The 11,934-nt window shown below is 66.8% G+C and carries 13 protein-coding genes and 1 pseudogene; 9 read left to right on the top strand and 5 right to left on the bottom strand.

All coding sequences use genetic code 11. The annotated features are described in order from the left end of the window. Both pdxT and V9G04_08730 read left to right on the top strand, forming a co-directional pair. Positions 1-651 (top strand): pyridoxal 5'-phosphate synthase glutaminase subunit PdxT, encoded by a 651-nt coding sequence (gene pdxT / locus V9G04_08735; GenBank protein MEI2713370.1) that lies wholly within the window; start codon positions 1-3, stop codon positions 649-651. Between the two features lie 49 nt (positions 652-700). Further along, a complete protein-coding gene (locus V9G04_08730) occupies positions 701-1,465 on the top strand; it encodes a YebC/PmpR family DNA-binding transcriptional regulator (protein MEI2713369.1) in 765 nt (254 codons plus the stop codon). A gap of 37 nt (positions 1,466-1,502) precedes the next feature. Here the strand turns inward: V9G04_08730 and V9G04_08725 are convergent, their stop codons facing one another. Beyond that, positions 1,503-1,724, bottom strand: coding sequence for a PLDc N-terminal domain-containing protein (locus V9G04_08725; GenBank protein MEI2713368.1), 222 nt, complete (start codon positions 1,722-1,724; stop codon positions 1,503-1,505). A gap of 115 nt (positions 1,725-1,839) precedes the next feature. Between V9G04_08725 and ruvC the strand changes: the two genes are divergently transcribed. From ruvC to V9G04_08695, 6 genes and pseudogenes are all read left to right on the top strand, one after another. Next, positions 1,840-2,385, top strand: coding sequence for a crossover junction endodeoxyribonuclease RuvC (gene ruvC, locus V9G04_08720; protein ID MEI2713367.1), 546 nt, complete (start codon positions 1,840-1,842; stop codon positions 2,383-2,385). Continuing rightward, entirely contained in the window at positions 2,382-2,975 is a 594-nt protein-coding gene (gene ruvA / locus V9G04_08715) for a Holliday junction branch migration protein RuvA (GenBank protein ID MEI2713366.1), read from the top strand. Before ruvC ends, ruvA begins: the two co-directional genes overlap by 4 nt. A gap of 4 nt (positions 2,976-2,979) precedes the next feature. Continuing rightward, complete coding sequence (ruvB, locus tag V9G04_08710; GenBank protein ID MEI2713365.1) at positions 2,980-4,050, top strand: Holliday junction branch migration DNA helicase RuvB; 1,071 nt, start codon at positions 2,980-2,982, stop codon at positions 4,048-4,050. Positions 4,051-4,100: 50 nt separating this feature from the next. Next, positions 4,101-4,370, top strand: coding sequence for a preprotein translocase subunit YajC (gene yajC, locus V9G04_08705; protein ID MEI2713364.1), 270 nt, complete (start codon positions 4,101-4,103; stop codon positions 4,368-4,370). A 36-nt stretch (positions 4,371-4,406) separates the two neighbouring features. Next, positions 4,407-4,955 (top strand): adenine phosphoribosyltransferase, encoded by a 549-nt coding sequence (locus tag V9G04_08700; GenBank protein MEI2713363.1) that lies wholly within the window; start codon positions 4,407-4,409, stop codon positions 4,953-4,955. 82 nt (positions 4,956-5,037) lie between these two features. Beyond that, positions 5,038-7,267: pseudogene (locus V9G04_08695) on the top strand (bifunctional (p)ppGpp synthetase/guanosine-3',5'-bis(diphosphate) 3'-pyrophosphohydrolase). Between the two features lie 26 nt (positions 7,268-7,293). Here the strand turns inward: V9G04_08695 and V9G04_08690 are convergent. The 4 genes from V9G04_08690 to V9G04_08675 all read right to left on the bottom strand — a co-directional run bounded on the left by V9G04_08690 (position 7,294) and on the right by V9G04_08675 (position 11,181). After that, positions 7,294-8,253, bottom strand: a complete 960-nt coding sequence (locus tag V9G04_08690; GenBank protein MEI2713362.1) for an ATP-binding cassette domain-containing protein — start codon at positions 8,251-8,253, stop codon at positions 7,294-7,296. Then, positions 8,250-9,065, bottom strand: coding sequence for an ABC-2 family transporter protein (locus V9G04_08685; GenBank protein ID MEI2713361.1), 816 nt, complete (start codon positions 9,063-9,065; stop codon positions 8,250-8,252). Before V9G04_08685 ends, V9G04_08690 begins: the two co-directional genes overlap by 4 nt. After that, on the bottom strand, positions 9,058-9,879 hold the full coding sequence (locus tag V9G04_08680; GenBank protein ID MEI2713360.1) for an ABC-2 family transporter protein: 822 nt from the start codon (positions 9,877-9,879) through the stop codon (positions 9,058-9,060). The genes V9G04_08685 and V9G04_08680 overlap by 8 nt, the downstream gene beginning before the upstream one ends. A gap of 78 nt (positions 9,880-9,957) precedes the next feature. Next, complete coding sequence (locus V9G04_08675) at positions 9,958-11,181, bottom strand: DUF349 domain-containing protein (GenBank protein MEI2713359.1); 1,224 nt, start codon at positions 11,179-11,181, stop codon at positions 9,958-9,960. Between the two features lie 63 nt (positions 11,182-11,244). Between V9G04_08675 and V9G04_08670 the strand changes: the two genes are divergently transcribed. Beyond that, positions 11,245-11,928, top strand: coding sequence for an MBL fold metallo-hydrolase (locus V9G04_08670; protein MEI2713358.1), 684 nt, complete (start codon positions 11,245-11,247; stop codon positions 11,926-11,928). Positions 11,929-11,934 lie beyond the last annotated feature (6 nt).

The following is an 11,934-nucleotide window of genomic DNA, read 5'->3' as shown; positions in this document are numbered from 1 at the left end:
GTGCCACTGTCCATCGGCGTGCTCGCCCTTCAAGGCGATGTCCGCGAACACCTTCACGCGTTGCGCAGACTCGGCGTCGAGGCGATGCCCGTACGCCGTCTCGACGAACTCGAGCGCATCGACGGGCTGATCCTGCCCGGCGGCGAGTCGACGACGATGATCAAACTGGCTGCGCTGTTCGGCCTCCTCGACCCCCTGCGAGCCCGGATCCGTGCCGGACTGCCCGCCTTCGGCACCTGCGCGGGGATGATCTTGTTGGCCGACGAGATCGAGGACGGCATCGACGGCCAAGAAACCCTGGGCGGTCTCGACATCACGGTGCGGCGCAACGCCTTCGGGCGCCAGGTCGACTCTTTCGAGACCGACCTCGACTTCGCCGGCCAGGCCGCACCGGTACACGCCGTCTTCATCCGTGCGCCCTGGGTCGAGCGTGCGGGTGACGAGGTCACCGTGTTGGCGCGAGTCGGCGACGTGCCGCACGCCGGTGCCGCCGCAGGTAGGATCGTGGCTGTTCAGCAAGGCATGCTGATGGCGACGTCGTTCCACCCCGAGATAGGGGGGCCCGAGATAGGGGGGCCCGAGATCAGCGGGCATGGAGGCGACGGCGATCGGATTCATCAGCATTTCGTGGACCTGGTCCGGTCTCGCTGACGCGAGCCGCCAAGACCACGCAGGTACGAAGTACGCGGAAGAGGGATGCATGTCCGGCCACTCCAAATGGGCGACCACCAAGCACAAGAAGGCGGTCATCGATGCCAAGCGCGGCAAGATGTTCGCCAAGTTGATCAAGAACGTCGAGGTGGCAGCGCGCCTGGGTGGCGGTGACCCCGCAGGCAACCCGACGCTCTACGACGCCATCCAGAAGGCCAAGAAGTCGTCGGTCCCCAACGACAACATCGACCGCGCGGTCAAGCGCGGCTCTGGAGCCGAAGCAGGTGGGGCCGCCTACGACACGATCATGTACGAGGCGTACGGCGCCAACGGTGTGGCCGTGCTGATCGAGTGCCTGACCGACAACAAGAACCGGGCCGCGATGGAGGTACGCACCGCTGTCACGCGCAACGGTGGCACCATGGCCGACCCTGGTTCGGTCTCGCGTTTGTTCACCCGCAAGGGCGTGGTGATCGTGACCAAGACCCAGGAGGAGCGCGAGGTCGGCGAGGACGACATCCTCGAGGCCGCGCTCGACGCCGGTGCCGAGGAGGTCGAGGATCTCGGCGACCAGATCGAGGTGCAGTCCGAGGCGACCGACGTGGTCGCGGTGCGTACGGCATTGCAAGACGCCGGCATCGACTATGACTCCGCCGACGTCAACTTCGTGGCCAGCATGGAGATCCCGGTCGACGCGGAGGCAGCAGCCAAGGTGTTCCGGCTCATCGATGCCCTGGAGGACCTCGATGATGTGCAGAACGTCTTCGCCAACGTCGACGTCTCCGACGAGGTCATGGCCGAACTCGACGCCTGAGTTCCTGCTGGTGGCCCGAAGGCGACACGCTGAGGGTCTACCTTCGACGGCCCCACCGCAGATACGCGAGGGGCCCGAAGGGCTGGACCACGAAGGCCAACGGCCACAGGCTCCGGCGACCGCGTACTTGCGCCGGGTCACGCCGGGCGAGGTCGACGAGGGCATAGGTCGTCAATGCCAACTCGGCCGCTCCGGCCGTGAGGATGGCGTGGCGTTGCGTGCGCGTCAGATCCGACCATCGTCGCTTTTCGTCAGTCACCCGGTCAGACTACTTCGCGACTTGCGGCGCGGCTGCGTGTCGTACTCACGTCGCGACTGCGGCGCGGGTTAGCGTACGAACACGTGTTCGGAACCTGCTTGGAGGAGGGCGGCCTGTGCGAGTGCTCGGCATCGACCCCGGTCTGACCCGGTGCGGGATGGGTGTCGTGGAAGGCACGGTGGGTCGCCCACTGCGCTTGGTCGACGTCAACGTGATCCGCACCAGCGCCGATCTGGCCGTCGCGCATCGACTCGTCACGATCGAGAAGGGCATCGACGCCTGGCTCGACGAACACCGACCCGACGCGGTGGCGGTGGAGCGTGTCTTCGCCCGTTCCGACTCCAGCACCATCATGGGGACCGCGCAGGCCAGTGGCATCGCGATGGTGTGTGCCGCCCGACGCGGCCTGCCGATCGCCACGCACACACCGAGCGAGGTGAAGGCGGCAGTCTCCGGCAACGGTCGAGCCAACAAGGCGCAGGTCGGCGCCATGGTGACTCGCATTCTCAGCCTCGATGCGCCGCCGAAGCCGGCGGACGCCGCCGACGCGCTCGCCCTGGCCATCACGCACATCTGGCGCGGCGGAGCTCAGTCGCGTCTTGAGGAGGCCCTGGCCAAGCAGAAGGCACTGCTGGCCGGCGCGCGAGGAGGAGCGCGATGATCGCGTACGTCCGTGGCGAGGTCGCCGCCGTCACTCTCAACAGCGCCGTGCTCGACGTCGGGGGAGTCGGCCTGGAGTTGCACTGCACTCCCGCAACCTTGGCCACGTTGCGCACCGGAGCATCGGCCACCCTGCCCACCTCGATGGTCGTACGCGAGGACTCGCTGACGATCTTCGGCTTCGCCGACGACGACGAGAAGCAACTGTTCGAGTTGGTGCAGACCGCGTCGGGAGTCGGCCCCAAACTGGCCCAGGCGATGCTGGCCGTGCTCGACCCCGACAACCTGCGGGCCGCCATCTCCGGCGAGGACGTCAAGACGCTGACGCGCGTGCCCGGCATCGGGCAGAAGGGTGCGCAACGGATCATCCTCGAACTCAAGGACAGGGTGGGCGCGCCGACCGGAGCGCGTGTGCCGGTCAGCGGCGGTGCCGCCGCCTGGCGCGACCAGGTCCACCAGGGTCTGGTCGGCCTCGGCTATCCGGCCAGGGAGGCGGACAAGGCGGTCGACCAGGTCGCGGCTGACGTCACCGGCACCCCGGACGTGGGGGCGCTGCTGCGGGCGGCTCTGCGTACGCTGAGCAAGGCGTGACATCGTGACCGACGACTTCCTGACGGCCGCAGAGGAAGCCCACCTGCAACGCCTCACCGCCGCCGAGGCCGAGGGTGACGAGCGTACGATCGAGGCCGCCCTGCGCCCGCGCAACCTGGACGAGGTGGTCGGCCAGCAACGCGTACGCGCTCAACTCGGCCTCGTCCTGGAGGCCGCCCGCAGGCGGCAGCGCCCTCCCGACCATGTGCTGCTCAGTGGCCCACCCGGACTTGGCAAGACGACGCTGGCGATGATCATCGCTCACGAGATGAATGTGCCGCTGCGTCTCACGAGTGGTCCGGCGATCACGCACGCCGGCGACCTGGCCGCGATCTTGTCGGGACTCAACGAGGGTGACGTGCTGTTCGTCGACGAGATCCATCGGATGAGCCGACCAGCCGAGGAGATGCTCTATCTGGCGATGGAGGATTTCCGAGTCGACGTGGTGATCGGCAAGGGCCCGGGAGCTACCGCAATCCCGCTGGAGATCCCGCCGTTCACCCTCGTGGGGGCCACGACGCGCGCAGGCCTGCTGCCGGGTCCGCTGCGCGATCGCTTCGGCTTCACCGCGCACCTGGAGTTCTATGAGCCCGACGAGCTCGACCGCATCGTGCAGCGCTCAGCCTCGCTGCTCGGCGTCGAGAGTCGCGCCGACGGCACAGCGGAGATCGCGTCGCGCTCACGCGGCACGCCGCGTATCGCCAACCGGCTGCTGCGCCGCGTGCGCGACTTCGCCCAGGTGCACGGCGACGGTGTCGTCACCTTGGGCACGGCCCAGGAGGCACTGGACCTCTTCGAGGTCGACGAGTTGGGCCTCGATCGTCTCGACCGCGGGGTCCTGGAGGCGCTGTGCAAACGCTTCGCCGGCGGGCCGGTCGGCCTCTCGACACTGGCGGTGGCAGTTGGTGAGGAACGCGAGACGGTCGAGGAGGTCGCCGAGCCCTTCCTGGTCCGCAACGGCTTCTTGGCGCGCACCCCGCGTGGACGCGTGGCCACGCCTGCCGCCTGGTCCCACCTCGGACTGACGCCGCCGCGCGGCATCGAGGCGTACGACGCATCGCTTTTCGACGAATGAGACCTGGCTAGACTCCCCGCGACCTGTCTACTCCGAGAAGTTGGTGTCCCGTGCCGGAGCTCGCCTCCACTTTGTTGCCCCTCCTCGCGCTGTTCGGCGTCTTCTGGCTGCTGATCATCAGGCCGCAGTCCAAGCGCAACAAGGCGATGGCCGAGTTGCATGCCGCGCTCGCCGAGGGAGACCGGGTGATCACCACCTCCGGCATCCTGGGGACCGTACGCGGCCTCGACGGGGACAAGGTCTCGCTCGAAGTCAGCTCCCGGCGTGGAGATCACGGTCGTACGCGCCGCTATCGGGGGCAAGGAGCCGGACCGCGCTGACGCACCGACACAGACCGACGAGCCTCGGCCGGAAGCATGAGTGACCTCGACCTGGCCAGGGAGGCGCTGCACCGTCTCGTCGTCGACGTCCCGGACTTCCCCGAACCCGGAGTCGTCTTCAAGGACATCACCCCGGTCCTCGACGATGGTGCGGCGTTGCGTGCCATCGTCCGCGGGCTGGCGTCGGCCGGTCGCGATGCGGCGGGCGCGACCGTGGTGGAGCGCGTCGTCGGCATGGAATCGCGCGGATTCATCCTCGGCACTGGGGTGGCTCTCGAACTCGGCGTCGGCTTCGTTCCCGTCCGCAAGGCCGGCAAGTTGCCCCGCGAGACGCATGCGGTGACCTACGACCTCGAATACGGCACCGCAACGCTGGAGATCCATCAGGACGCGCTCAAGCCGGGGGACCGGGTGTTGGTCGTCGATGACGTGCTCGCCACCGGCGGCACCCTCGATGCCACCCGTCAGCTGATCGAGTCCTGTGGCGCCGTGGTCCACGGCGTCGCGATGCTGATGGAACTCACCTTCCTGCCCGGCCGCGAAGCGGCGGGTGACCTGCCCCTCGTCGTGCTGATGCAGGTCTGAGTCCTACTAGACTCCGTGCATGGTGCACGAAGACGTCGTCCCCCAGGAGGTCGGGCCGCGTGCGCCGGTGAGCCCGCGCGGAATGCGGGCACGGTTGGCCCGGATCGGTACGCGCGCCCAGCCGGTGACGAACCCGGTGCTCGACCCGCTCTTCAACGCGGTGCGCGCCAGCCATCCCAAGGCGGACCTGGCCCTGCTGGAGCGGGCGTACGCGATTGCCGAGAAATACCACCGCGGCCAGACGCGCAAGAGCGGCGACCCCTACATCACCCACCCGCTCGCGGTAACCACGATCCTGGCCGACATCGGCATGACCGAACCCACCCTCGTGGCGGCGCTGCTGCATGACACCGTGGAAGACACCCCCTACACGTTGGAGCAGTTGACCGCCGACTTCGGCCCGGAGGTGGCAGCGCTGGTCGACGGGGTGACCAAGCTCGACAAGGTGGAGTACGGGGCCGCTGCCGAGGCCGAGACCATCCGCAAGATGATCGTCGCGATGGCCCGCGACATCCGGGTCCTGGTGATCAAGCTGGCCGACCGGCTGCACAACATGCGCACCCTGCGCTATGTCAAGCGCGAGTCGCAGGAGAAGACGGCGCGTCAGACGCTCGACATCTATGCCCCGCTTGCACACCGGCTGGGCATGAACACCCTCAAGTGGGAACTGGAGGATCTCGCCTTCGCCACCTTGGAGCCCAAGACTCTACGACGAGATCGTCCGGATGGTCGCCGACCGGGCGCCGTCACGTGACGGCTTCCTTGCCGAGGTCGTGGCCCAGGTCGAGGCCGACCTCAAGGAGGGCAGGATCAAGGCCACCGTCACCGGTCGCCCCAAACACTATTTCTCGATCTATCAGAAGATGATCGTCGGTGGCCGCTCGTTCTCCGACATCTATGACCTGGTCGGACTGCGGGTGTTGGTCCCGGACAAGAGCGACTGCTATGCCGTGCTTGGCATCGTGCACGCCCGCTGGAACCCGCTGCTGGGCCGGTTCAAGGACTTCGTGGCGGTGCCGAAGTTCAACCTCTATCAGTCCCTGCACACCACGGTGATCGGTCCGCGGGGCAAGCCGGTCGAGATCCAGATCCGTACCTATGACATGCACCGTCGCGCCGAATACGGCGTCGCCGCACACTGGAAGTACAAAGAGGACGGCCGCGCCGGTCGAGACACCGACCAGTTGGGCGACCTCGACGACATGAAGTGGGTGGCGCAGCTCGCCGATTGGCAAAGCGAGTACGACGACCCGTCCGAATACCTCGACACCCTGCGTACCGAGATGCGCAACGCGCCGCTGTATGTCTTCACTCCCATGGGCAAGGTCATCTCGCTGCCCAACGGGTCGACGCCGGTCGACTTCGCGTACGGCGTGCACACCGAGGTCGGGAACCACACCATCGGCGCCCGGGTCAACGGCCGCCTGGTGTCGCTGTCGTCGCAACTGGAGATGGGCGACATCGTCGAGGTCTTCACCAAGCCTGACAACGCCGGGCCTTCTCGCGACTGGCTGAACTTCGTCAAGTCGCCGCGTGCGCGATCGAAGATCAAGCAGCGTTTCACCAAGGAGCGGCGCGAGGAGGCGATCGAGACCGGCAAGGAGTCGATCGCCAGGTTGATGCGCAAGGAGGGCGTCGGACTCAAGCGGGTGCTCACCCACGAGTCGTTGAGCCTGGCGGCGGCGTACTTCCGGCTGGCCGACGTCGACGCGCTCTATGCCGCGGTGGGGGAGAACCACATCAGCGCGCAGGCGGTCGTACGCCGGGTCATCACCTTGCACGGCGGCGAGGACGGCGCCCGCGAGGATATGAGCGAGGCCGTCCAGATCACCAGGCGCGGCCAGTCACGCAACCTCACCGGTGGTGACTCCGGTGTGGTCGTCACGGGTCAGCCGGATGTCTGGGTCAAGCTTGCGAAGTGTTGTACGCCGGTGCCGCCCGACGAGATCCTCGGCTTCGTCACCAAGGGTGGCGGTGTGTCGGTGCACCGCGTCGACTGCACCAACGCCGGGCCGTTGCTGGAGCAAGAGCAGCGCGTGCTGCCGGTCGAGTGGGTGGAATCGGCCGACGCGAAGTATCTGGTGAACATCCAGGTCGAGGCCATGGACCGACAAGGACTGCTCTCCGATATCACCAAGGCGTTGTCCGACATCCAGGTCAACATCCTGTCCGCGCAACTGACGACGAGTCGCGACCGCAAGGCGATCAGCCGCTACACCTTCGAGTTGGCCGATGCCTCACACCTCAACGGAGTGCTGGCCGCCGTGCGCAACGTGCCCGACGTGTTCGATGCCTACCGGGTCACCCACTGAGGGGTCACGAAAAACTCGCCGAGGGGTCACGAACCCCGACGCTGGTTGGCATAAAGCCGTCGTACGACGTCCTCGATGTCCGGCTCCTCCACGGTCAGGTCACGCACCTCGACTCGCGTCGAGATCTCGGTCAGCAGTCGCGCGACCGTCGTGGTGTCGTCGAAGGCCAGACGCTGACGCAACCCCTGCCCCTCGCTTGCGATCAACCGAGCACCTGCCAGTCCAGCGAGATCCGGCGTCGGTTCGGCCAGATCCACGACCAGTTCACGCTCCGCTCCCACCTGCGCGGACAGCCCCGCGAGCGTGCCGTCGTACGCCAGTCGGCCGTGATCGACGATCAGCACGCGTTCACACAGCCGTTCGATGTCGCCCATGTCGTGTGTGGTGAGCATCAGGGTCGTGCCGTGCTCGGCGCGTTCGGAGATCAGGAACTCACGCAGGCGCTGCTTGGACAACACGTCGAGACCGATGGTCGGCTCGTCGAGGATGATCAACTCGGGAGAGTGCAGCAAGGCCGCGGCCACCTCGGCACGCATCCGCTGGCCGAGGGAGAGTTGGCGTACGGGGGTGTCGAGGAAGTCGGCCATCTCCAGTTGGGCGACCAGTTCTTCCGTACGATCCCTCGCCACCCCAAGGGGCAAGGAGTGGACGGCCGCCAAGATCCGGAACGATTCGTGCACCGGCAGGTCCCACCACAGTTGCGAACGCTGGCCGAACACCACGCCGATGCGGCGCGCGAGTCGGCGCCGCTCACGCATCGGATCGAGGCCACATGTCTGCACGCTGCCACTGGTCGGCTGCAAGATCCCACACAGCATCTTGATGGTGGTGGACTTCCCGGCGCCGTTCGCGCCGATGTAACCCACGGCTGATCCGGGCTCGATGTCAACGGTGAGTTCGTCGACCGCCCGGAGGGTGCGCCGACGCAGCCCGTCACGGACCTTGAAGTCGCGGGTGAGGGCACGGGTGGACACGACGGCGGTCATCCGCCACCTCCTTGGTAGTGGCGTACGCCCCACCGCCAACACAATCCTGCGAAGGTGGCCGACCAGAGCGCGAGTACGGGGGCGAGCCAGCCGATCCAGTCAGGCAGTCCATGAGGCGCGGGTAGTCCTAGCAGGATCAGCGCGGGCAGGTAGGCGGTGAAGGCCATCGGGAAGAAGAAGCCGAAGATCGCCCACAGCGGCCGGTTCCAGACCGCCGCGGGTTGGGTGGCGGCATACTTGCCGCCATAGACGTACGCATTGGTCATCTCGGCGCCGTTGATCAAGAAGAACTGCAAGCCGCCGGCCGAGACGAACAGCGAACTGAACATCACGAAGCCACTCACCAGGCTGATCATGACCAGCGTCACCGCGCTGACGCTCCAGTCGATGTCGTTCCAGACGAACGCCGCGACCATGGCTCCCAGTCCGACGGTGGCACGTGCCAGTCGGCGCAGGCTGATGTCGCAGGTGATCAACTGCAAGAGCAACGGCTGCGGCCGCAGATAGAAGACGTCTAACGTGCCGGCACGGAGATAGTGGGGAAGTTCGTCGCAGTGCCCCACGACCATGTCGGCAAGGCAGTACGCGAACTCGGCCAGACCGAAGACCAGCAGGATGTGGCGCAACTCCATCCCGCCGATCGAGCCGACAGCGTGGAAGAGCACCCACACTTCGGCGAGTTCGACGAACCCGATCAGGAAGGTACTGAGCAGATCGAGCCGAAAACTTGTCCGGTAGGACCGCTGACTGCGCATCCGCGAGGCGAGTACGACGCGATAGGGACGCGTAGCCGCGGCGAGTGATTCAGCCACCTTGCACCTCCACCGTGCGCCTGCCGGCTCGGGTCAGTGCCTGCCCGATGATCAGCATCAACGCCAGCCACCCGACCTGCGCGGCCACGAGACCCACTGCGGCGAGACCGTCGATCCGCCCGGAGAGCACGTCGATCGGATACATCATCATCGACGGGAACGGCGTACACGTCGCGACGATCTCCAGCCAGCGCGGGAAGAGCGAGATCGGCACGAACAAGCCGGCCAGAAATCCGGACACGACCATGTAGAAGGTCTGTACGCCGCGGCCTTCCACGAGCCAGAAGCCGGCAGTGCCGACCAGATAGACCGTCGCGGCGCTGACCGTGATCCCGAGGAGCAGCGAGAGCGCACCCAAGGCGTACGCCCACGGCGAACTCGGCAGCGCCATGCCCACCACCAGTGCGCCGATCAACACGCTCGGCAGGCCGCGCGGGAGCAATGCCCAGACGCCCTTGCCCACATCGGTGGCGATGTGTGCGAGATGTACGTCGAGAGGTCTGAGGAAGTCGACCGCCACATCGCCCGACTTGATCCGCAACGCCAGGTCCGTACGCCCGTACAGGTTGACCGAGCCGAGCATGCCCTGGCTGAGCCAGATGTAGGTCGACATCGTGGCGACTGTGTAGCCGGCGACCTCACCGCCGGCCGCCTCGACGGTCGCGAACAACATCGCGACCTTCAAGAAGCCGAAGGTCAGATTGGCGACGAGGCCTCCGAGCATGGCGAGTCGGTACGTCGACTGCTGCCGAATGCCGGCGCGAAAGAGCAGCCGGTAGGGGCGTACTGCGAAACCCGCCCCCGTCGTACGCACAAGCGCGAGAGCCTACCCGAGGCACAACTCAACGGCCAGGCAGGCACAACTCAACGGTCAGGGGGGCCCAACTCAACGTCAGAGACCGGCCGACGACCGGCGCGCCATGTCCAAGAACGCCTGCTGGGAGGTCAGCTTGGCTTCCAGGTCCTTGGCCTTGCGCGTGTCACCAGTGGTTCGTGCCTTGTCCAGATCTGCCTGGAGTTTGTTGATCGCGGCCTGGAACTTGCCGACCATGTCGTCTGCCCGCGCGGTCTGGTCCTGACGGCGCCACTTGTCGTCCTCGACCGACTTCAACGCGTTCTCGACCTTGCGCATCCGGCCTTCGAGGTCCTTGATGTCGCCACGGGGGACCTTGCCGGCTGCGTCCCACTTCTCGGCGAGATCGCGGAAGGCGCGTTTCGCGGCTTCCAGGTTGGTGATCGGCAGCAAAGCCTCGGCTTCCACGAGGAGGGCTCGCTTCACCTCGGCGTTGGCGGCGAACTCCGCATCGACCTTGGCGTTCTCGGCGTCTCGCGCCCCGAAGAAGGCGTCCTGCGCGGCGCGGAACTGCTGCCACAAGGTCTCCTCGACCTCGCGCGGCGCCGGACCGGCGGCCTTCCAGTCGCGCATCAGGTCGCGGTAACGCCCTGCCGTCAGGCCCCAGTCGGTCGACGTGGACAGCGCCTCGGCCTCCTTCACCAGGCGTTGCTTGACCACCTGCGAGCCCGCACGCTTCTCGTCCATCTCGGCGAAGTGCGCCTTGCGGCGCTTGGTGTACGCCGTGCGCGCCCCGGAGAACCGGTGCCACAACTCGTCATCTGTGGATTTGTCGAGCCGGGGGAGCTCTTTCCACTTCGTCAACAAGTCGCGCATCCGATTGGCGCCGTTGCGCCAGTCCTTGCCCTCGGCGATCTTCTCGGCTTCGCCGACCAGGCCCTCCTTGGCGCTCTTGCTCTGCGCCAACTCCTGCGCTTTCTGCTCCTTGCGCGCGGCGCGCTGGGTGGCCAGCACCGGGCCGAGTGCGTCGAGACGCGCGACCAGTGCTACCAGGTCACCGACGGCAGAGGCCTCGGGAAGGGTCTCTCGCAGCGACTTGATCGACGCCGTCGCGGCCTCTGGTGAGAGCAGACCCGCGCGCACCCGCTGCTCGAGCAGGCTGACGTCGGTCTCCAGATCGGCGTAGCGCTTCACGTAGATCGCGAGCGCTTCCTCCGGAGTGCTGTCGGGGACCTGGCCCACGGGACGTTCGCCGTCGGAGGTCTTGACGAAGACGGTGCCGTCGTCGGCGACCCGTCCCCATTCGCTGCTCGTGCCAGACATGGTCACACATCGTAGGCGAGGCCAGATGCGGGCGGGAGTACGGTCTCTCGATAGTCTGCGCGGGTGTTCATTGCCGGCTTCCCCGCAGGTCCCTGGGGCACCAATTGCTATGTCGTGGCGACAGGCGCGGGTGCCGAGTGCGTGGTCATCGATCCGGGCATGCAGGCCGCGGACGGTGTCGCCGAGGTCGTACGCGAGCATCGGCTCAAGCCCGTAGCGGTGCTGGCCACCCACGGCCATCTCGACCACATCTGGAGTGTCACACCGGTCGCCGGGACCTATGACGCGGTGGCCTACATCCACCCCGAAGATCGTCATCTGCTCGCCGACCCCCTCGCGGGCATGAGCCCCGACACGAAGGCGATGTTGCCGCAGCTGCTCGGCGGACAAGAGCACCAGTGGGTCGAGCCCGACGACGTACGCGTCCTCCACGACGCCGACACCTTCACCGTGGCAGGCCTCGACTTCACCGTCGACCATGCGCCCGGACATACCCAGGGCTCGATCATGTTCCGGACGCCGTACGCCGAGCAGGACGTCAGCCAGGTGCTGTGGTCTGGTGACGTCCTGTTTGCCGGTTCCATCGGGCGTACGGACCTGCCTGGCGGGGACCATGCCCAGATGCTCGACAGCCTGCGCGACAAGGTGTTGCCCCTGCCGGACGACATCGTGGTGCTGCCCGGGCATGGTGAACAGACCTCCATCGGGCGCGAACGCGCCGTCAACCCATATCTGCAAGGACTCTGACCAGCA

Origin of the sequence: Nocardioides sp. (genome assembly GCA_037045645.1) — a bacterium.
Classification (GTDB): Bacteria; Actinomycetota; Actinomycetes; order Propionibacteriales; family Nocardioidaceae; genus Nocardioides.
Note: the sequence above shows the minus strand (reverse complement) of the source record. Positions and strands in the feature narration are given on the sequence as shown.